General features: G+C 68.5%; 15 protein-coding genes and 3 pseudogenes. 9 read left to right on the top strand and 9 right to left on the bottom strand.

Annotation, left to right across the window (positions count from 1 at the left end; genetic code table 11):
• Positions 1–91 precede the first annotated feature (91 nt).
• Together dnaN and dnaA are read right to left on the bottom strand one after the other, a co-directional pair.
• Entirely contained in the window at positions 92–1222 is a 1131-nt protein-coding gene (gene dnaN, locus V8690_RS21020; protein ID WP_086599125.1) for a DNA polymerase III subunit beta, read from the bottom strand.
• A 903-nt stretch (positions 1223–2125) separates the two neighbouring features.
• Positions 2126–4137 (bottom strand): annotated as a pseudogene (dnaA, locus tag V8690_RS21015) (chromosomal replication initiator protein DnaA).
• 374 nt (positions 4138–4511) lie between these two features.
• Between dnaA and rpmH the strand changes: the two are divergent.
• From rpmH to V8690_RS20970, 9 genes and pseudogenes are all read left to right on the top strand, one after another.
• A complete protein-coding gene (gene rpmH / locus V8690_RS21010) occupies positions 4512–4649 on the top strand; it encodes a 50S ribosomal protein L34 (RefSeq protein WP_003956500.1) in 138 nt (45 codons plus the stop codon).
• A 21-nt stretch (positions 4650–4670) separates the two neighbouring features.
• Positions 4671–5042: a ribonuclease P protein component gene (rnpA, locus tag V8690_RS21005; protein WP_082319883.1), complete on the top strand. Its 372-nt coding sequence runs from the start codon at positions 4671–4673 to the stop codon at positions 5040–5042.
• Entirely contained in the window at positions 5039–5413 is a 375-nt protein-coding gene (gene yidD, locus V8690_RS21000) for a membrane protein insertion efficiency factor YidD (RefSeq protein ID WP_338781054.1), read from the top strand. Before rnpA ends, yidD begins: the two co-directional genes overlap by 4 nt.
• 3 nt (positions 5414–5416) lie before the next feature.
• Positions 5417–6688, top strand: coding sequence for a membrane protein insertase YidC (gene yidC / locus V8690_RS20995; RefSeq protein ID WP_338781052.1), 1272 nt, complete (start codon positions 5417–5419; stop codon positions 6686–6688).
• Positions 6689–6703: 15 nt separating this feature from the next.
• The gene (locus V8690_RS20990) at positions 6704–7216 is read left to right on the top strand and encodes a R3H domain-containing nucleic acid-binding protein (RefSeq protein ID WP_010032717.1); all 513 of its coding nucleotides are present in this window, start codon (positions 6704–6706) and stop codon (positions 7214–7216) included.
• Between the two features lie 124 nt (positions 7217–7340).
• Positions 7341–8055, top strand: a pseudogene (gene rsmG / locus V8690_RS20985) (16S rRNA (guanine(527)-N(7))-methyltransferase RsmG).
• A 474-nt stretch (positions 8056–8529) separates the two neighbouring features.
• Positions 8530–9457 (top strand): annotated as a pseudogene (locus tag V8690_RS20980) (ParA family protein).
• On the top strand, positions 9454–10554 hold the full coding sequence (locus tag V8690_RS20975; protein WP_338781048.1) for a ParB/RepB/Spo0J family partition protein: 1101 nt from the start codon (positions 9454–9456) through the stop codon (positions 10552–10554). The pseudogene V8690_RS20980 and the gene V8690_RS20975 overlap by 4 nt, the downstream one beginning before the upstream one ends.
• A gap of 318 nt (positions 10555–10872) precedes the next feature.
• Positions 10873–11490, top strand: coding sequence for a GNAT family N-acetyltransferase (locus V8690_RS20970; protein WP_059414780.1), 618 nt, complete (start codon positions 10873–10875; stop codon positions 11488–11490).
• A gap of 93 nt (positions 11491–11583) precedes the next feature.
• On the opposite strand, the gene trxA is transcribed toward V8690_RS20970, so the two are convergent.
• From trxA to V8690_RS20935, 7 genes are all read right to left on the bottom strand, one after another.
• The gene (trxA, locus tag V8690_RS20965) at positions 11584–11916 is read right to left on the bottom strand and encodes a thioredoxin (protein WP_010032728.1); all 333 of its coding nucleotides are present in this window, start codon (positions 11914–11916) and stop codon (positions 11584–11586) included.
• A gap of 47 nt (positions 11917–11963) precedes the next feature.
• Positions 11964–12932, bottom strand: coding sequence for a thioredoxin-disulfide reductase (gene trxB / locus V8690_RS20960; RefSeq protein ID WP_338781044.1), 969 nt, complete (start codon positions 12930–12932; stop codon positions 11964–11966).
• Positions 12933–13099: 167 nt separating this feature from the next.
• Positions 13100–14020, bottom strand: coding sequence for a hypothetical protein (locus tag V8690_RS20955; RefSeq protein WP_338781042.1), 921 nt, complete (start codon positions 14018–14020; stop codon positions 13100–13102).
• A complete protein-coding gene (gene sigM / locus V8690_RS20950; protein WP_338781040.1) occupies positions 14017–14742 on the bottom strand; it encodes an RNA polymerase sigma factor SigM in 726 nt (241 codons plus the stop codon). The genes V8690_RS20955 and sigM overlap by 4 nt, the downstream gene beginning before the upstream one ends.
• A 25-nt stretch (positions 14743–14767) precedes the next feature.
• Entirely contained in the window at positions 14768–16486 is a 1719-nt protein-coding gene (locus tag V8690_RS20945) for a protein kinase family protein (RefSeq protein ID WP_338781038.1), read from the bottom strand.
• A gap of 142 nt (positions 16487–16628) precedes the next feature.
• On the bottom strand, positions 16629–18935 hold the full coding sequence (gene murJ / locus V8690_RS20940; RefSeq protein ID WP_338781036.1) for a murein biosynthesis integral membrane protein MurJ: 2307 nt from the start codon (positions 18933–18935) through the stop codon (positions 16629–16631).
• 43 nt (positions 18936–18978) lie between these two features.
• A complete protein-coding gene (locus V8690_RS20935; protein WP_338781034.1) occupies positions 18979–21375 on the bottom strand; it encodes a DUF6049 family protein in 2397 nt (798 codons plus the stop codon).
• Positions 21376–21578: the final 203 nt, after the last annotated feature.

Here is a 21578-nt window from a genome sequence, read left to right as displayed (position 1 = left end):
CGCCGGAGCTCGGCCGCACCGGCATACTGCGATCTTGTGGGGGATACCCCCCACACCCCAGCAGACCTCGCGCCGGAGTCAGCTTCCAGGCTCAGCCGCTCAGCCGCACCGGCATGATCAGGTACTTGTAGGCCTCGTCCGCCTCGGCGTCCACCGCCGGCTTGCCGCTGAGCAGCGCGGGCTTCGTGGACGTCGTGAAGGACAACTGCGCGACCGGGGAGTCGATGGCGCTCAGGCCGTCCAGAAGGAACGTCGGGTTGAAGGCGATCGAGATGTCGTCGCCCTCCAGCTGGGCGTCGACCCTTTCCACAGCCTGTGCGTCATCGCTGGAGCCGGCCTCCAGGATGAGCACGCCCTGCTCGAAGCTGAGCCGCACCGGGGTGTTCCGCTCGGCGACCAGGGCCACACGCTTGACGGCCTCCACGAAGGGGGCGGTCTCGATCACGGCGATGCTGTTGAACTCCGTCGGGAACAGCGTGCGGTACTTCGGGAGGTCGCCCTCCAGCAGGCGGGTCGTCGTACGGCGGCCGGCACCCTCGAAGCCGATCAGGCCCTCGCCCGAGCCCGAGCCGGACAGCGCCAGGGTCACCTGGTCGCCGCTCGTCAGGGCCTTGGCGGTGTCCAGCAGCGTCTTGGCCGGCACCAGGGCGACCGCGGAGGCCTCCGGGTTCTCCGGCTTCCACAGGAACTCGCGGACCGCGAAGCGGTAGCGGTCGGTGGACGCCAGCGTGACCGTGTCGCCCTCGATCTCGATGCGGACGCCCGTGAGGACGGGCAGCGTGTCGTCGCGGCCGGCGGCGATCGCCACCTGGGCGGCCGCGGAGGCGAAGACCTCGCCGGGGACCGTGCCCGTCGCGTTCGGCATCTGCGGCAGCGCCGGGTACTCCTCCACAGGCAGTGTGTGGAGTGTGAACCGGGAGGAGCCGCACACCACCGTCGCCCGTACACCGTCTGTGGAAATCTCCACCGGCCGGTTGGGGAGAGCGCGGCAGATGTCCGCGAGGAGGCGGCCGGAGACGAGCACCGTGCCCTCCTCCTCGACCTCGGCCTCCACGGACACGCGCGCGGAGACCTCGTAGTCGAAGCTGGACAGGCTCAGCTGGCCGTCCTCGGCCTTCAGCAGCAGGCCGGCGAGGACAGGCGCCGGCGGACGGGCCGGGAGGCTGCGTGCCGCCCAGGCCACTGCCTCCGCGAGTACGTCGCGTTCCACCCGGATCTTCACTGTTGCCGCCTCCTGCTGTTGCCGGCGCTTCTCGCTCTGCCTGGCCCTCGTCGTCTGTCTCGGTGTCGACGGTCCCTGGGATGGGGAGGACACCGGGGACCAGTCTGACGCACCGCACTGACAGTAGGTGCCTCTCGGGGTCAAGTCGTGACGAGGGGCGGTCGGGCGCCGAAGGACGAGTTGTGCACAGGACCCGCTTCGAAACGAATTCCCAGCTCTCTCTAGTCGGGAGTAGTAGTAGGGCCTGTGGATACCGTGGATAACCACGTTTGCCCAGCTCAGAGCGGGAATTTTGTCCACTGGTCCTGTGGGTGACGCCGGTGGACAACCAGGGGTCTCTGTGGAGAACAGAAAGTTCTGCACACGCCGTGCACAGGGTGAGGCGAGTTCTCCCCAGTGCCATCCCCAGCTTTACCCATCTTTCCCACAGCCCAACCCGGCACCTTCGTGTGACGCCTTTCACTCGACCCGGTGAGGAGGCGCGTCGTGTTGCCGAACAGTGGACAGCGATGTGGAGAAGCTGGGGATCGCTGGGGACAACCGGCCCCAGCCTGTGGGTTGCCGGTGGACAACTCGATGCACAGCCTGTGGACGTTCTCTCTGTCCACAGGCTGTGGAGATCGCTTGTCCACGAATCCACATGCAGATGACCTGGTCTGATGGTCCTGCAACGCAGGCCCCTGTGGACACAGTCTGGACAACTTCCCAGTCCCCAGGGTGTGGACGGGAGAAAGTCGCCGAATCTGTGGAGAGGGGCCGTAACCCGGCAGGTAATTCGAACAGTCGGCGACCACGGCATGACGAAGGCCGGCCGTGAGCACGACGAAGGGCGGCCCCGACATGAGGAAGGGCGCCCCCGGGACCTGTTCCGGGGGCGCCCTCGGCGTCGTACGACCGGCTCTGTCAGCCGTTCTTGATGCGGTTGGTCAGCTCGGTGACCTGGTTGTAGATGGAGCGGCGCTCGGCCATCAGGTTGCGGATCTTGCGGTCCGCGTGCATGACCGTCGTGTGGTCACGGCCGCCGAACAGCGCGCCGATCTTCGGCAGCGACAGATCCGTGAGCTCGCGGCACAGATACATGGCGATCTGCCGGGCGGTGACGAGGGCGCGGCCGCGCGAGGTGCCGCACAGGTCCTCGACGGTGAGCCCGAAGTAGTCCGCCGTCGCGCCCATGATGGCCGTGGACGTGATCTCGGGGGCCGAGTCCTCGCCACCGGGGATCAGGTCCTTGAGGACGATCTCCGTCAGGCCCAGATCCACCGGCTGCCGGTTGAGCGAGGCGAACGCCGTGACCCGGATCAGCGCGCCCTCCAGCTCGCGGATGTTGCGCGAGATCCGGGACGCGATGAACTCCAGCACCTCCGGCGGCGCGTTCAGCTGCTCCTGCACCGCCTTCTTGCGGAGGATCGCGATACGCGTCTCCAGCTCGGGCGGCTGCACATCGGTGATCAGACCCCACTCGAAACGGTTCCGCAGCCGGTCCTCCAGCGTGACCAGCTGCTTCGGCGGCCGGTCTGAGGACAGCACGATCTGCTTGTTGGCGTTGTGGAGCGTGTTGAAGGTGTGAAAGAACTCCTCCTGCGTCGACTCCTTGTCCGCCAGGAACTGGATGTCGTCGACGAGCAGGATGTCCATCTCGCGGTAGCGCTTGCGGAAGCTGTCGCCCTTGCCGTCGCGGATCGAGTTGATGAACTCGTTGGTGAACTCCTCCGAGCTCACGTACCGCACCCGCGTGCCCGGGTAGAGGCTGCGCGCGTAGTGCCCGATCGCGTGCAGCAGGTGCGTCTTGCCGAGCCCGGACTCCCCGTAGATGAACAACGGGTTGTACGCCTTCGCCGGTGCCTCGGCGACGGCGACCGCGGCGGCGTGCGCGAAGCGGTTGGAGGCGCCGATGACGAACGTGTCGAAGAGGTACTTCGGGTTCAGGCGCGCGGTGGGCTCACCCGGGCCGGTCGCCGGCGCGGGCTGCGCGGCCAGCGGTCCGGGCGCACCGGTGGTGGGCAGGTTCGGGCCGACGGGGCCACCGCGGTGCACGTGCCCCGAGCGGCCGGCGGCTCGGGCAGCTCCCGGCGGACCGGGTCGCGCTGGTCGTAGTCGGGGCGTGACGTGTCGTAGTCGGAACGCGACTCGTAGGAGGGGCGCTCCATGGACTGCGGGCGGTAGTCCTGGGACGGAGAGCCGTAGGCGTCCTGGGAGGACGAGCCGTACGAGTCCTGCGACCCATGTGGTCCGTACGAGTCCTGCGACCCACGGGAACCATGTGATCCGTACGAGTCCTGCGACGACCCACGGGATCCGTAGGAGTCCTGGGAGCCGTACGAGTCCTGGCTCGGTGACGCGTACGGGTCACGCTCGGGGAAGCCGAGGCGCTGCTGCTGCCAGCCGTACTCGTCCTGCGTCGGCCGCGGCCAGGAGCCGGGCTCGGGGCGCTGGTACTCGGACGGGTAGGCGGGACGGGGGGTGGGAAGTTGATCTCCGCGCGTAGGTGGCAGCTGGTCACCCGCCGTTCCCGGCAGCGGTTCGGCGCGGTGGCGACCGTACCCCTCATAACCGTCGCGGTCCTGGCGCGCGGCCGGAATCTCGGGCTCCTCGTAGCGCGACTGAGGCCGGACCGGAGCCGACGTGGCCGGGGGCTCGCCCGCGGAGTCGTCGACAGTGATCGCGATCCGGATCGGGCGGCCGCACTCACGGCTCAGGGTCTCGCTGACGACGGGCGCCAGTCGGCCCTCGAGCACGCCCTTCGCGAATTCGTTCGGTACGGCGAGCAGGGCGGTGTCCGCGACCAGCGCGAGCGGCTGGCAGCGCCGGATCCAGTGCTCGTCCTTCGACTCGACACCCTGGCCGCGGCCCTCCCCGAGGAGTTGCTCCAATACGCGTGGCCACACTGCGGCAAGATCGGCAGGTACGTCAGCCACAGGGCACGCTCTCTCACAGGTCCCACGAACGTGTGGTTCTGGGACGGCTCGGGATGTAAATCGGGTGGGGCAGGGATAAGGGAACGAATCGGAGTTCCGTCACGGTAGTCAGGGCGGCCGCTGCGGTTCAAGTTGTTGTCCCCAGCCTGTGGACAAGTGTCTCCGGGTGGATGCTGGTTTGACCGGATGGCGTAGCCGCGCGTACCGTAACCAGGTCGAGTTGTCGATGGCTGCTGCCGCCTGCCTCCGATGGGCACAGATCATTTGGGTGATCGGTAAGCGGTGCACTCGGGCGTAACTGCGAGCTACTCGTGGGCGCACGGTGACAGCCAGGACGGCACCCCGCAACTACCGATTTCTTCTGGAGCCCCCGAGTGAGCAAGCGCACCTTCCAGCCGAACAACCGTCGTCGCGCGAAGACCCACGGCTTCCGGCTGCGTATGCGCACCCGTGCCGGCCGCGCGATCCTCGCGTCCCGCCGTAGCAAGGGTCGCGCCCGTCTGTCCGCCTGATCCCGGTCAGGTCATGACGTCGTGCTGCCCACCGAGAACCGGCTGAGGCGGCGCGAGGACTTCGCGACCGCGGTACGGCGAGGACGCCGGGCAGGACGCCCGCACCTCGTCGTCCACCTTCGAAGCGGTGCCACGGACCCGCATGCGCCTGGGGAGAGCGCTCCCCCGACGCGTGCGGGTTTCGTCGTGAGCAAAGCCGTGGGTGGTGCGGTCGTACGCAACAAAGTGAAGCGCAGGCTTCGCCACCTGATGCGCGACCGAGTCGCCCAGCTGCCCCCCGGTAGCCTGGTAGTGGTACGTGCACTGCCCGGTGCGGGCGACGCCGACCATGCACAGCTGGCCCGAGACCTGGATGCCGCCCTCCAGCGGCTGCTGGGAGGGGGCGCGCGATGAAGTACCCGCTGCTTGCTCTGATCAAGCTCTACCAGTGGACGATCAGTCCGCTGCTCGGGCCGGTCTGCAAGTACTACCCATCGTGCTCCCACTACGGCTTCACGGCCATCGACCGGCACGGTGCCATCAAGGGAACGGCACTCACGGCCTGGCGCATCCTGCGGTGCAACCCGTGGTCGCTGGGCGGTGTGGACCATGTCCCGCCGCGCAAGCGCCCACGGTGGCACGAAATGCTGCGTAACGCGTGGCGTGCACGCAAGGGCGGGCCCTCCGCCGCCGTCCCGGCCATCGAGGGACAGACTTCTCCCACAAGTCGGTCCAGTCCTTCGAGCCCGGCCGCAGAGACACCGTCCCATGCCCAAGGAGCATGATTAGTGGACACGATTGCCAGCCTCTTCAGCTTCATCACCACACCCGTCTCCTGGGTCATCGTCCAGTTCCACTCGGTGTACGGCGCCCTCTTCGGGCCTGACACCGGGTGGGCCTGGGGCCTGTCGATCGTGTCCCTGGTGATCCTGATCCGTATCTGCCTGATCCCGCTCTTCGTGAAGCAGATCAAGGCGACCCGGGCCATGCAGACGCTCCAGCCCGAGATGAAGAAGATCCAGGAGCGCTACAAGAACGACAAGCAGCGTCAGTCCGAAGAGATGATGAAGCTGTACAAGGACACGGGTACCAACCCGCTGTCCTCGTGCCTTCCCATCTTGGCGCAGTCCCCGTTCTTCTTCGCCCTGTACCACGTGCTGAACAGCATCGCGTCGAACGACACCATCGGCGTGATCAACACCAGCCTTCTGGAGAGTGCCCAGAAGGCGCACATCGTCGGTGCGCCTCTGGCGGTGAAGTTCACCGACAGCTCGTCGAAGGTGGAAGCACTCGGTGCCTCCCTCACCGACGTCCGCGTGGTCACAGCCGTCATGATCGTCTTGATGTCGGCGTCGCAGTTCTTCACGCAGCGCCAGCTGATGACGAAGAACGTCGACACCACGGTGAAGACGCCGTTCATGCAGCAGCAGAAGATGCTGATGTACGTCTTCCCGATCATGTTCGCCGTCTTCGGCATCAACTTCCCCGTCGGTGTCCTCGTCTATTGGCTGACCACCAACGTGTGGACCATGGGCCAGCAGATGTACGTCATCCACAACAACCCGACCCCGGGTTCCAAGGCCCAGGCCTCGTACCTGGAGCGCCTGCACAAGCACGTCACCAGCCACGGCAAGGTCAGCCGGCGCCGTGACCGGGCCATCGTCAAGGCGATCGTCGCCAAGGGACGCGATCGCAACGAGTTCGAGCGCAAGTTCATCAACGGCCTGACCAAGGCCGGCCTCGCCGCTCAGGCCGACGGCACCGTCATCAAGGGCGACACCGCCGCCGTCGTCGAGGCCGATGACGGTACGCCGACCACCGGCACGCCGAAGCGTCAGCAGCCCAAGAGGCAGACCAAGGCTCAGCGGCAGTCCGCCGCGAAGGCGGCCGGTGAGTCCGAGCCGAAGACGTCGCTCACCAAGTCCGACGAGCCCGAGGACGCCAAGCCCGCCGCCGCTGCCAAGAAGTCCGACGCGAAGTCCGGCAGCGGTACCCGCAGCAAGGCCCAGTCCGGACAGCGCAAGGGTCCGCAGCGGCCCAAGTCCCCGTCCAAGAAGTAAGAAGGAGTCCATCCCGTGACGGAAGGCACCACCTCCGCCGCTGCCGAGGGTGCAGACACCCTGACCCGCCTGGAGCAGGAGGGCGAGATCGCGGCGGACTACCTGGAGGGTCTGCTCGACATCGCCGACCTCGACGGCGACATCGACATGGACGTCGAGGCCGACCGTGCCTCTGTCTCGATCATCAGCGACACGGGCAGCCGCGACCTGCAGAAGCTGGTCGGCCGTGACGGGGAGGTGCTGGAGGCGCTCCAGGAGCTCACCCGTCTGGCCGTGCACCGTGAAACCGGTGACCGCAGCCGGCTGATGCTCGACATCGCGGGATACCGAGCCCGGAAGCGCTCCGAGCTGTCCGAGCTGGGCGCCAAGGCCGCCGCCGAGGCCAAGAGCAGCGGTGAGGCCGTGAAGCTGAAGCCGATGACGCCGTTCGAGCGCAAGGTCGTGCACGACGCGGTCAAGGCCGCGGGCCTGCGCAGCGAGTCCGAGGGCGAGGAGCCGCAGCGCTTCGTCGTCGTGCTTCCCGCCTGATCGGCCCCTAGCTTCCCCGGCCCCGTCTGTTGCGCAGACGGGGCCGAACTTTGTCAGCCTGATAGTTCTGGTGGTTCTGGTGTCGGCGCTGGGTGCGCCGACGCGTACGGAAGGACGGTCCCCCGTGACGGAGGCAGCGGAGCTTCCCCGCGCCCGAGCAGGCGCGCGAGGTGTTCGGTGATCGCTTCGCGGATGCGGTGCGGTACGCCGAGCTGCTCGCTGAGGCGGGCGTGCAGCGCGGTCTCATCGGCCCGCGCGAAGTGCCCCGCCTGTGGGAGCGGCACCTGCTGAACTGCGCGGTGCTCTCGGAGGTCGTGCCCGAGGGCGTGACGGTGTGCGATGTCGGCTCGGGCGCCGGCCTCCCCGGCATTCCGCTGGCGCTGGTCCGGGAGGACCTGAAGATCACGCTTCTGGAGCCGTTGCTGCGGCGTACGAACTTTCTCACCGAAGTGGTGGAACTGCTCGGCCTCGATCATGTGACCGTCGTGCGCGGCCGGGCCGAGGAGGTCATGGGGAAGATCCAGCCCGTCCACGTCGTGACGGCCCGAGCTGTCGCTCCTCTCGACCGTCTCGCCACGTGGGGCATCCCGCTGCTGCGGCCGTACGGGGAGATGCTCGCGCTCAAGGGTGACACCGCCGAGGAGGAGCTGAAGAGCGCGTCGGCGGCCCTGAGCAAGCTGGGTGCTGTGGAGACGTCCATCCTGCATGTCGGTGAGGGCGTGGTGGACCCAATGTCCACGGTCGTACGGGTCGAGGTCGGGGAGAGCCCCGGCGGTGTGCGCTTCGCCGCGAAGCGCGCCAAGGCGGCTCGCACGGGACGTGCCCGCCGACGACGGTGATCCGTCCTGGAGCGGCTGATCCGATCCCGATGACGCTCATCCGGGCCCGACGACGCTGATCCGTCCTGAGGACGAGACGTACTCCACACAAGCTGCCAAACCTACGCATGCCGGAGTGTCGCGGCAGTCCGGCTGCAACTGCTGTGCATCGTGTTTCACGTGAAACGTCGCTCACTGCTGCACGGCATCATCAGTCGTGGCCGCGCTGCGGCCGAACCCCGCGACCGCAAGCCTCTCGGGTCACTCGATGAGGGAACTGAGTTGTCCACAGAGGTGGATTTCTCCACAGAACGGAAGGCCTCACTGGTTCACGACCCCGAAGACATGGGAGGCTCTGTTCATTGCGAGCCTGAAGTCGAGGAGAGTGAATCCTTGCGGTCCGACGCCAACATCGCGGGACCGATGACCGATCCGGTCCCCGGTCCCCGTACCGAGTCGATGGGGGCGGATGTTTCACGTGAAACACCGCCTCCGATGGACGACACTCCCATCGGTCGTGCTGCCCAACTGGCGGTGGAGGCTCTAGGCCGCGCCGGCGAGGGCCTGCCACGGCCCGAGCAGACCCGAATCATGGTGGTCGCCAACCAGAAGGGCGGTGTGGGCAAGACGACGACGACCGTCAACCTTGCCGCGTCGCTGGCCCTGCACGGTGGCCGGGTTCTGGTGGTCGACCTCGACCCACAGGGCAATGCGTCCACGGCGCTGGGTATCGACCATCACGCCGAAGTTCCGTCCATCTATGACGTGTTGGTGGAGAGCAAGCCGCTCTCCGAGGTCGTCCAGCCGGTCCCCGATGTCGAGGGCCTCTTCTGCGCCCCTGCCACGATCGATCTCGCCGGTGCGGAGATCGAGCTGGTGTCCCTGGTGGCACGGGAGAGCCGGCTGACAGCGTGCCATCCAGGCGTACGAACAGCCGCTGGACTACATCCTCATCGACTGTCCGCCCTCTCTCGGTCTCCTGACGGTCAACGCGTTGGTGGCGGGGCAGGAGGTTCTGATCCCGATCCAGTGTGAGTACTACGCGCTGGAAGGGCTGGGGCAGTTGTTGCGGAACGTCGACCTGGTGCGGGGACACCTCAACCCTGGCCTGCATGTGTCGACCATCCTGCTCACCATGTACGACGGCCGGACGCGACTCGCGTCCCAGGTCGCGGAAGAGGTGCGCACCCACTTCGGCGACGAGGTGCTGCGGACGAGTATTCCCAGGTCCGTCCGTATCTCCGAGGCGCCGAGTTACGGGCAGACGGTCCTGACTTACGATCCTGGATCAAGTGGTGCCCTCTCATACCTTGAGGCGGCACGAGAGATCGCGCTGAAGGGCGTTGGCATCAGCTATGACGCCACGCACGCCCACATCGGCGCACAGCAGAACGACCCGAGCATGGTGGAGGGCATTCAGTGAGCGAGCGACGGAGGGGGCTGGGCCGTGGTCTCGGCGCACTGATCCCTGCTGCCCCGACGGAGAAGTCGGTAGCCCAGGCTGCGGCGGGGGGCGCCGCTCCCGCATCCCCCGCGGCAGTGCCCGTGTTGCCGAATGACCGTGGGGTGGCCGCAGCGAAGGTGGCGACGCTGTCGGCTGTTTCACGTGAGACAGAGGAGCCGGCGCAGGCCAGTGCTCCCCCCGCGCCTGCGGCGCCCATCGGTGCGCACTTCGCCGAGATTCCCCTCGACTCGATCACGCCGAATCCCCGGCAGCCGCGTGAGGTCTTCGACGAGGACGCGCTGGCCGAGCTCATCACCTCCATCAAGGAAGTGGGGCTCCTTCAGCCGGTCGTCGTACGGCAGGTGGGTCCCGCCCACTACGAGCTCATCATGGGCGAACGCCGTTGGCGGGCCTGCCGCGAGGCGGGGCTGGAGGCGATCCCGGCGATCGTGCGGGCCACGGAGGACGAGAAGCTCCTCCTGGATGCTCTGCTGGAGAACCTCCACCGCGCCCAGCTGAACCCGCTCGAAGAGGCGGCCGCCTACGACCAGTTGCTACGGGACTTCAACTGCACACACGACCAGCTGGCGGACCGCATCGGCCGATCCCGCCCGCAGGTCTCCAACACCCTGCGCCTGCTGAAGCTCTCGCCGGCGGTGCAGCGCCGGGTCGCCGCCGGAGTGCTCTCCGCCGGCCACGCGCGGGCCTTGCTGTCCGTCGAGGACTCGGAGGAGCAGGACAGGCTGGCCCATCGCATCGTGGCCGAGGGGCTGTCGGTGCGGGCCGTCGAGGAGATCGTGACCCTGATGGGGTCGCGTCCCCAGAAGGCCCAGCGGCCCAAGGGCCCGCGTGCCGGTGCCCGTGTCTCTCCCGCGCTGTCCGAGCTCGCCACACGGCTCTCGGACCGCTTCGAGACGCGGGTGAAGGTCGACCTGGGCCAGAAGAAGGGCAAGATCACCGTCGAGTTCGCCTCCATGGAGGACCTGGAGCGGATCCTCGGCTCACTCGCTCCGGGCGAGGGGTCGGTTCTCCAGAAGAGCCTCCTGGATGGCGACTCCGAGGAGAGCGAGTCCTGAGCCTCCGGCAGGAGCCTCTGTTGCGGATGACAGAGTGGGCCATGTCCGGTGTGTACCGGAACGTGGCCCGCTCTTTCCTTTCTGGCGGTATCGATGGAATCGCATCGTGGATACGATGCGTTCGGATACGGCGCACCCACCCGGCAGCACCTCTGAGAGGAAGGCAGGGGCCATGCGAACGATGAGCCGCACTGGACTGGTGAGCGCCGGTTTGGGGCTTGGAGCGGTCGGTGGGTTCATCGGCAGTCTCCTCAGGGAACGGAGCGCTCTGACAGCCGCCCGTGACGCGGCAGGCCAAGGAAGCGAGGAACAGCCTTCATGGGGCGTCGGCTCGTACCGCTCACGCTGGACAACCTTCAGGACCTTCCCAAGCGCTGTCGCTCGTGCGTCTTCTGGGAGCTCGACCCGGTCAGCGGTGAGGCCGCGGTAAAGGCGGGCGAGTCCGCTCTGGAGAAGGAAGCCTGGATCTCGGCCGTTCTGCTGGACTGGGGATCCTGCGGTCGGGTCGTGTACGTCGACGACGTACCGGTGGGCTTCGTGCTCTACGCCCCGCCCGCCTATGTCCCGCGCTCCACGGCGTTCCCCACGAGTCCCGTCTCCCCCGACGCGGTTCAGTTGATGACCGCGTTCATCGTGCCGGGGTACCAGGGGCAGGGACTGGGTCGGGTGATGGTCCAGACGGTCGCCAAGGATCTGCTGCGGCGCGGATTCAAAGCGATCGAGGCGTTCGGAGATGCGCGCTGGAAGGAACCGGCCTGTGTGCTGCCCGCCGATCATCTGCTGGCGGTGGGCTTCAAGACGGTCCGGCAGCACCCCACCTATCCCCGACTGAGACTGGAACTGCGGTCGACGCTTTCCTGGAAGGAAGACGTCGAGATGGCGCTGGACCGGCTCCTGGGAGCCGTACAGAAGGAGCCGGCGCTGCGGCCGCTGTAGAGGAAGAGGTCAAACGAATGGGCCAACCCTCTCGGGTTGGCCCATTCGTGTTTCACGTGAAACATGCACCGTCGCTCAGACGGCTCGGCCGGTTCACTCGGCGATGAACTCCTCGAGGTCGCGAACGATCGCGGCCTTCGGCTTGGCGCCCACGATGGTCTTGGCGACCTCGCCACCCTGGTAGACGTTCAGGGTCGGGATGGACATGACGCCGTACTTGGCGGCCGTACCCGGGTTCTCGTCGATGTTCAGCTTGACGACCTCGATCTTGTCGCCGTACTCGGAGGCGATCGCCTCCAGGGACGGCGCGATCTGGCGGCACGGTCCGCACCAGGCGGCCCAGAAGTCCACCAGGACGGGCTTGTCGCTCTTGAGGACGTCCTGCTCGAAGGAGTCGTCGGTCACATTCTTCAGGGTGCCGGCCACGGCGGGCTCCTTAAGTGGTTGGTGCGTGGGGCGGGTAGGGAGAGGGGTCAGACAGAGGTCTTCTCGGGCTCGGGCTGCTCCTCGTCCGCGAGAGCGGCGAGGTAGCGCTCGGCGTCGAGAGCAGCGGCACATCCGGTCCCTGCCGCGGTGATCGCCTGACGGTAGGTGTGATCGACCACGTCGCCGGCACCGAAGACACCGGTCAGGTTGGTGCGCGTCGACGGCGCGTCCACCTTCAGGTAGCCCTCGTCGTCCAGGTCGAGCTGACCCTTGAAGAGCTCGGTGCGGGGGTCGTGGCCGATGGCGATGAACAGACCGGTCACCGGCAGGTCCGAGAGCTCGCCGGTCTTGAGGTTGCGCAGCTTCAGACCCGAGAGCTTCTGGTCGCCCTGGATCTCGGCGACCTCGCTGTCCCACACGAACGTGATCTTCGTGTCGGCGAAGGCGCGCTCCTGCATGGCCTTGGAGGCGCGCAGGGTGTCGCGGCGGTGGACGACGGTCACGGACTTGGCGAACCGCGAGAGGAAGGTGGCCTCCTCCATGGCGGTGTCGCCACCACCGATCACGGCGATGTCCTGGTCCTTGAAGAAGAACCCGTCACAGGTGGCGCACCAGGACACCCCACGGCCGGAGAGGGCGTCCTCGTTCGGCAGACCGAGCTTGCGGTGCTGCGAGCCGGTGGCGACGATGACGGCCTTGGCCCGGTGGACGGTACCGGACGTGTCCGTGACGGTCTTGATCTCACCGGTCAGGTCGACGTTGACGATGTCGTCCGGGATGAGCTCGGCCCCGAAGCGCTCCGCCTGGGCCCGCATGTTGTCCATGAGCTCGGGGCCCATGATGCCGTCCTGGAAGCCTGGGAAGTTCTCGACGTCGGTGGTGTTCATGAGCGCACCGCCGGCGGTGACGGCGCCCTCGAACACCAGTGGCTTCAGCGACGCGCGCGCGGTGTAGAGCGCCGCCGTATAGCCGGCGGGCCCGGAGCCGATGATGATCACGTTACGGACGTCGCTCACGGCTTGATTCCTCGTCTCTGGACTGCGTCGTTCGACCGGTGGGAGCTTCTCTGGGAGCTCCCACCCCACCCAACGGATCCTAAGGGGCGCGCATTCCCACTGTGTCCGGGCACACGGAGATGCCGGCCTGGGCGGGGCGGCCCGCAGGGCGAAGACGAAGACGTGCCTCAGGCGGACGGGTACGAGCGCTGAAGAAGGACCTTGCCCGTGGCGGTCGTCGCCGAAGGACCCACGCAGGTCGCGTCGACGATGTAGGCCGTGACCCGCGTGGCATCGGAGGCGTCGGGGAGCAACACCAGCATGGCCTTCTTCCCCTGATACCTGCCGTTCTCGACAGCGAGGGCCGTGTCCTTGCGTCCGATGCCGTCGCGGACGCAGCCGGGCACTGTGGGTGCCTTGAAGATCTGGTTGTGGTTGGTGCCGGGCGCGGTCTCCGCGCCGAGGGGGGTGCGGGAGCCGCCTTTGCTCTGGCTCGCGGCCAGGAGATCGGTGACCTGCTTTTCGAGCTTCCCCTCGGAGAAGGTGTCTGCGGCGGTGGTCTGCTGTCCGCCCGCCGTGTCATGCGGGGGCTTGCCGTCGCCGAGTGACGACAGCAGGACAGAGCCCAGTCCCAGGGCGGCGACGGTGAAGACGGTCCCCAGGACGGCGATCCTCCGGCGCCCGTTCCGCGTGCGGCCCTTGCGACCCGGGCCGGTGCTGGAGGAGCGGGGACGCCCGGCGGGCCGGGCGGCGGGCGTCGATGTTTCACGTGAAACATGCGCACCGCTGTCGTCATGGGCCGTGGGCCGGGGAGTGCTCACCGGCGTCTGGCTGTCTGCGGCCTCCGGCCCCGTCGCGTTCAGCAGAGCCTCGGCGGCGAGGGCGGAATCGATGCGGCCTGCGACATCGGCGGGCATGCGCGGTGGGCCCGGCAGCGTGCCGAGCAGTGCGCGGATCTCCTCCAGGGAGGAATAGACGTCCGCGCAGAGCTCGCACGCGTCCAGATGCCGGCGTACGTCGGTGCTCCGGGACGGTGGGAGGAGGCCCTCGGCGAGGTCGGAGATCTCCGCGACGTCCGGGTGCCCGGCCATGTCTGTCGTCGACGTCACGCTCGTCCACCTCCGCCCTTCACTGCCGCTGGGTCGCTCGGTCCTGTGTCCGGTGGTTCCGCTCGAGCCGGTCCCGCTGCGGGTGGGACGGCCGGCCCCTGCGTCCGGTTCCGTTCCTCGCCCGCCTTCTTGCTCTCACTGTTGCTGTCCGGCCGCAGATGGGTGAGCAGGGGCAGGAGTCTGGCTCTGCCGCGCGCACATCGGCTCTTCACCGTCCCGGTCGGCACGTCGAGGATGCGGGCCGCCTCCGCGACCGGGTAGCCCTGCATGTCCACCAGGACGAGCGCCGCTCGCTGGTCGGCCGGCAGGGTCCCCAGGGCTTCGATGAGCTGCCGGTGGAGATCGTTGCGCTCCGCGGGCGCCGAAGCCGACTCGTGCGGCTCCAGCAGCTGCTCCAGGCGCTCGGTGTCGTCGACGGGAGAGGTCTTCCGGGAGGCGACCTTGCGGGCGCGGTCCAGGCAGGCGTTCACCGTGATCCTGTGCAGCCACGTCGTGACGGCCGACTGGCCCCGGAAGGTGTGGGCGGCCCGGTAGGCGGAAACGAGGGCGTCCTGCACCGCGTCAGCGGCTTCCTCGCGGTCTCCCAGCGTCCGCAGGGCTACGGCCCAGAGGCGATCGCGGTGCCGCCGCACGATCTCACCGAAGGCGTCGGGGTCGCCCTCGACATGCCGGGCGAGGAGGTCCTGATCACTTACACCGCTGAGCTCGGCGCGGTCCGCCATCGAACCCCCTTCCCTCTGTCGGCTCTCAGCCCGCGAACTTCACTTCGGTGATGGCCTGCTTGTAGCCCGGGTTGCTGTAGTTGGCGGGGTCGTCGCCGGAGTACGGCAGGGCCGTCAGCCACACCAGGAGGTACCGGCTCTTCACAGGCTTGTCGACGGTCACCTTCGCGGAGGTGCTGCTCGTCGTCTCCGTGCCCAGCTTTTTCATGGAACTCAGCGGTGTGGACGAACCGAGCGCGTCGGTCGCGTACAGCTCGACCGTGGTGTGGTCGCCGCCGTACCGCAGCGAGAGGGTCGCGGTCGAGACTTCCTTCTCGGATCCCAGGTCGTAGACGATGCCGACACCCGGCTTTATCACCATCTTCGGGCCGTCAAGGTAGCTGCTGGTACGCCAGCCCGTGGACGTATCGCCGTCGTAGGTCTTGGTCACGTCGGCGGGGTGCTGGGCATCACCCTTGGCGACGTACTCCTCGGCGCCCTTGATGGCGATCGGCTTCGGTGCCGGGGAATTCTTGTTCTTGTCGCCGTCCTCGTTGTTCTGCGTCTGGCCCGGGTCGTCGGTCTTGCCGCCCTGGTCCATGAGTGCGTCCGCCAGCTGCCAGCTGCCGAGGCCGAGCGCGGCGATCAGAAGCGCGGAGACGGCCCACTTCAGGGCCTTGCCCGTGCGGCTCTGCAGCGGGGGCGGCGGGGTCGGGACCGGCTGGGTGGCACCGGGGCGCGGGGCCTGGCGGCCGTACGTGCCCTGCTGGTACGACGTGCGCTGGTACTCGGGCGGGGCGGTGAACGCCGGCTCCGGCGGACGGATGCGGGGCATCTCGCCGATCGCCTTCACCAGCTCCTCCGGCGTGGTGCACGGCGACTCGTGCCGGGAGGCGGTGGCGCCGTCGTTGACGAGCGCCCGCATGGACAGTTCGGAGAGGCCGCGGTGCACCCCGGCACGCACCTGGTCGGGCGCGATCAGACCGATGTCCTTCGGCAGGCCGGACAGCCCGTAGGCGTCGCTCTCGTACGGCCAGCGCTGGGTGAGCGCCGCGTAGAGCAGGGCGCCGATGGACTCGGTGTCGGTGCGCTGCGGGGTGTCGGATGCGATGCCCCGCAGAGCGGCGTTCACCGCGAGTCCGCGGATGCGCCACTGGCCGGTCGAGGTGCGCAGGACGGCGTTGGGGTTCAGCCGCAGGTGGGCGAGGCCCTCGCGATGGGCGGCGGCCATCGCGGAGGAGATCTGGCTGACCATCTGGTAGGCGTCATACGGCTCCAGCGGCCCGGAGGCGAGGAGCGTGGTCAGTTCCGTCGCGTCCGGAAGCCACTCGTGGACGACGTAGACGAGGTCGTTCTCCTCCACCGCGTCCAGTACCTGGACGAAGCGCGGGTCGCCCAGCAGGGCTGAGGAGCGGGCGGCGGCCAGGACGGACCGGGCCCGTGAGTGGTCCGCGGGCAGAATGTGCACGCCGACGGCACGGCGGAGCTTCTCGTCCATGGCACGCCAACTGCTGAAACCGTCCAGACGGGTGACGCACTCCTCGAGGCGGTAGCGTCTGGCGAGTTTGTGACCACTGTGCAGTTCAGGCGGCGAGGTCTTCCCGGAACCGTCGGTCCGGGTGCTCTCCTGTACCTCGTCGCTGTCCGTGTCCCGCTCCCGGTTCTTGGCCACCCCGTCGGCCGTGGACTGGTCCGCCTGTGCGGTCAGCGACGTCTCGTCGCTGTTGTCTGCCACGTCGACGGCAGCCGTACTCCGTTCCGCCACCGTCGTTCCTGCCTCCCCATCCATTGAGCGCCGCCACGGCATCCGTTGCACGCCGTCCGACGCCGAAACCAATTGTGCCCACAGTCCGCCGCTATGCACGACACGCGGTGGCTGACGATGGTTGTGCGCCTATCCCCCCGACTCAGCGTCCCAGGCGTCCGCGGACCATGCCGACCAGCGAGTTGAGTTCCTCGATGCGCATGCGGCGGGCGGCGACGAAGAAGATCACGAGCAGAACAGCGCCCCCGGCCAGCACCGCGGCGAGCGAGCCCACGACGCCCTGGCCGAGTGCGTGGCCGATGCCGTAGCAGGCCGCGCCGCTGAGCAGGGCGGCCGGGATCGACGCGATGCACAGCCGGGCGTAGGTCCGCAGGACACGGGCGCCGTCGAGGTCCCCGCCCAGCCGCTTACGCAGTCGGCGCCAGGCGACGCCGACGCCGATCGCGTAGGCCAGGCCGTAGGAGGCGGCCATGCCGACCACGGCCCAGCGCGACGGGATGACGAAGTAGCAGACCGCCGAGGCGCCCGCGTTGACCGCGGCCACGATGACCGTGTTGTAGAAGGGAGTTCGGGTGTCCTCGTAGGCGTAGAAGGCGCGCAGGACGACGTACTGCACGGAGTACGGGATCAGGCCGAGACCGAACGCCATCAGCATGAACCCCATGTTGGTGGCCTCGCTGGTGCCCGAGGAGCCGAACATCAGCGTGCACATGGGAATGCCGAGCGAGAGGAAGCCGAACGCGATCGGCACGATCGCGACGGCCGTGTTGCGCAGGCCCTGGGAGATGTCGTCCCGGACGGCGCCGCCGTCGCCCTCGGCCGCCGAGCGCGACAGGCGCGGCAGCAGGGCAGCCATGAGGGAGACGGTGATGATGGCCTGCGGCAGACCCCAGATCAGCTGTGCGTTGGCGTAGGCGGAGAAGCCGGTGCCGTCGACGGGCGAGGCCTTGCCCGCCGCGGTGGACAGCCAGACGACGATCATGGCGCCCGCCTGGTTGGCCAGGACGAACAGGACCGTCCACTTGGCGAGCGTGACGGCCTTGCCGAGGCCCTGGCCCTTCCAGTCGAAGCGCAGCCGCAGCCGGAAGCCCGTCTCGCGCAGATAGGGGATCATCGCCAGCGCTTGGACCACGAGGCCGAGCAGGACACCGATGCCGAGGAGGCGCTGGCCCTCCGGCGGGATGGTGGTGACCTTCATCCCGGAGTCGGCGGCGGTGCCGTAGACGTAGATGAACATGCCCAGCGTCACGATGATGACGATGTTGTTCAGAACCGGGGTCCACATCATCGCGCCGAACTTCCCGCGGGCGTTGAGGATCTGGCCCATCACCACGTGGACGCCCATGAAGAAGATCGAGGGCAGGAAGTACTGGACGAAGGTGATGGCGACCTGATTCGCCGCGGGGTCGCTGGCGATCGACGGAGACATCACGCGGATCAGGAGTGGCGCGGCGAAGATCGCGAGCGCGGTGAGCGCGCCGAGCGCCACCATGACGAGGGTCAGCAGGCGGTTGGCGTACGCCTCGCCGCCGTCCTCGTCCTCCTTCATGGCGCGGACGAGCTGCGGCACGAAGACGGAGTTGAGACCGCCGCCGACCGTGAGGATGTAGAGCATCGTCGGCAGTTGGTAGGCGACCTGGAAGGTGTCACCGAGGAAGCCGACGCCGATGGCCGACACGATCAGCGCGGAGCGGATGAAGCCGGTGAGGCGGGAGACCATGGTGCCCGCCGCCATCACGGCGCTGGACTTCATCAGGCCCGCGGCGCGGCCGCCCTTCTTCGGAGCGGGCGAGGCGGCGGGCTCGGGGGCGGGGGTGTCGTCCACCGCCGGTGTCGCCGCGGTCTCGCCGGGAGACGGGTACTGGCCGACCGCGTACGAGCCCTGCGCCGCGTACTGTCCCTGCGCCATCTGGCTCGGGGCCGGGGACGGGCCTGGGACCGATGGCGACTCGTAGGACGGGTGGCCGCTGCCCTGCTGCTGGTCCCGGAAGAGATGCGCGAACGCGTCCGGCTCCTGGCGGGGCTCGCCGGCCTGGGAGACGAGGTCGTCCACGCCCACGAACTGGGTGGTCCGGGCGTCGTCGCCGTATGGCAGGTGCCGCGTCGGGCCCTCCGGCTCCGGCGGTGGCGTCTGGGCCCACACCTGCGGGTCGGGCGCGTACGGCGACTGCGGCGGCTGGGCGTACAGCTGCTGCTGCGGCTGGTACGTGCCCGGAGCGGGCGGGGGGTGCGCGGCGCGGTCGTAGCGTGCCTCGGCGACCGGGTCCTGGGCGGAGAGGTCCTGTGCCCGGTAGGGGTCCTGGGCGTAGGCGTCCTGGAGGTACATGTCCGCGGGCGGTTGCGGTGGCACCTGGCCGTGCTCGGGCGGCGAGCCCTCGGGCCCGCCCGACTCGGGGTAGCCCGAGCTGCCCACGCCACGGCCGTGGTCACCGTCGTACGGCGCGTTCATGGTTACCCCACCTCATCGTCCCGGGCCCACCGGCCACGACATCTCAACGGTCCACTCTCTCACCCGGGCCGGACGGGTCGGCGCTTTCCGCTGCGGTGTCCGGGGCCGCGTCACTCGGCTGCTGCGGGGCGTCTGCCCGGGAGCAGGCCTCGGACTCCTCCTTGTGACGGTCGCCGGAGGCTTCTTGGTTCTGCGGAGCGTCGGCCGGGCTGTCGACGTCGTCGTCCCCCTCGGCGGTGGCGTCCTCGGCGACCTCACGGGCGGTGGCGCGCTTGCGCTGGGTGTACATACGGAAGCCGGCGAGGACCAGGAGCAGGACACCGCCCCCGATGACCAGCATCACGGTGGCCGTGACCTCGGTGACCTTCACGTCGAAGGGGACGGGCTCGCCGTACTTCTGGCCGTCCTCCGTGTACAGCTGGGCGACCACCTTCGCCCGGCCGTTGGCATTGGCGGACGTGGTGAACTTCACCGACTGGCTGTGCCCGCCGTTCACGGCGACCCGCTGCTCCTCGTAGGCGTTGCCGCCGATCTTGAGTCGCGTCGGGTTCTGCGACGTGAGCCGCAGCTTCAGGTGCTCGACTCCCTGGACCAGGTTGTTCTGGACGGTGACGGGGATCGTGGCGCTGCGGCCGGAGAGCTTGGTCTCCGTCTTCTTGATCAGTTTGACCCCGTCGATCAGGCCGTCCAGGTATTTCTCGACGTCTCCGCGGTACCCCGCCGCCGCGACGCCCCGGCCACGCCACGACGTGGACATCTCGCGGTTCATCGCCCGCCCGAAGGGGGTGACCACCCGGGACTCGTCGGTGAGGATCACCTTGAAGTTGTCGAGCTTGCCCTGCGTCCTCGCGATCTGCTCGAAGGCGGCTCGCGGCAGCTCCTGCTTGCTGAGCGAGCGGGGGTACGCGTCGGCGGGCGGCACCTTCCTGTTGGCCGCTGGGTCCGGCTTGGCCTTGGCGGCGGCCGTGAGGTCCTGCGACTCGGACCAGTTCCCGCCCTGGAGGGCCCCCAGTGCCTCGGCCATCGCCTGCGCCTGGCTCACGGAGGGCGCGCGCTGCGGGGCGACGACGACGCTGCGCTGCTTGCCGGTCTGGAGGCCGAGCGTCAGGCTCTGGGCCAGGAAGCGCTGCACGGCGAGCGTGGACGCGGAGGCCTTCGTCAGGTTGCCCTGGAACGCCGTGGACATCCGGGAGTCCGCGACGACCGCCGTGGTGCCGCCGCCGATGGGCCGGGCCGCGGAGGGCGTGTACGACAGATTGTCCTGAAGGCTGTCGCTGCGGGCGATCACCTTGTCGGCGCCCGCGGAGGTCGCCACCTTCATAATCGATGGGTCGACGGCGCCGGCCACGGGCCACGCGAAGTCTGTGGACGGTTGCACGTGGAGGATCGTCGGCACCGTGTTGTCGACGGCGTCGGTGGCCTCCTTGAGGTGGCTCAGCGAGCCCGTGACGCGCGTGCCGTTGTGGGCGAGGGAGGCCAGGTCCGGATCGCCGAACGGCAGGGCGACGACCTCCTTGCCCGTCACCGCCTGCTGGAGCTCCGAGAGCCACTGCTTGGCGACTGCCTGGTTCCGGCCGGAGGTGGTGGTGCCGTCCTCCTCTCTGACCTGGTAGTTCTTCGTCATCGCGTCGACGGATGCCAGCAGGTCCGGGTCGATCACCCAGGTGACGTCGAGGCCCTTGCCCAGTGACACCATCTGGTCGAGGCGGCCGCCCGGGGAGATCTCCTCGGAGAGGTCGTCGTTGCTGAAGACCGGCGTCTGCTGCTCGTTCGACCCCGTCTCGGCCGTCATGTGGACGTCGGAGACGAGCGGCCACAGGAACGTGGTCTTCGTCTTGGTGCCGGCTTCCTCCGGCTGCCACGGCAGGAACGTGCGCTGGATGCCGAGAACCTGGTCCCAGGGCTGCGCGGCGGTCTCACCGGAGAGCGCGACGGCCAGCTGGTAGACGCCGTCCCGGCCGAGGTCCAGCTCGTCGACCGGCACGGAGATGTTGAAGGGCTCCGCGACGCCGGGGGTGAGCTTGGAGAACTTCTCGGTGTACTTGCCGCCGACTGGCTTGCCGGCGGGGCCCTGGACGTCGTCGCTCTTCTTGGCGAGGGTGTCGATGGAGGAGCGGGTGTCGAGCGAGGGCCCCACCCGTAGATCGACGTGGACGTCGGTGACCGGCTGCTTGCCGTTGTTGGTCACCGTGCCGGTCAACGTCACCGTGTCCCCCTCGGTGGGGGCGCTGGGGCTGAGCGAGTCGACAGCGACGGACACCGAACCCGTGCCGGAGGCGGCCTGCGGGGACTCCTGCCCGGCCGCGTCCGCCGGCGTCGCGGCGGGCAACTGGAGGAGTCCGGCCAGCAAGGGCGCACCGGCGAGCAGTGCCCCGGTGCGCCGTAGCCACCGGCGGGCAGGTGAGGCACTGGTCCCCTGGAAGTCTGCCGCCTCGGCCACGCGCTCGCCCGTCCCTCGTCGTCGTCAGTGGTCGTCGGAATGTGCGTCCACGCATGGTAACGATGTGCGCTGAGGGGAAGTGCCGCGGTCCGTTCCACAAGATCGCGTCCCGGCGCCGCGCTGTCCGCTATATCGCCGTTTGGCAGGCAGTGGTTGACTCCAGGGCAAGGGCATCTCTTGTGCGCGTATTGACGGACGTATCT

Source organism: Streptomyces sp. DG1A-41 (assembly GCF_037055355.1).
Classification (GTDB): Bacteria; Actinomycetota; Actinomycetes; order Streptomycetales; family Streptomycetaceae; genus Streptomyces.
Note: the sequence above shows the minus strand (reverse complement) of the source record. Positions and strands in the feature narration are given on the sequence as shown.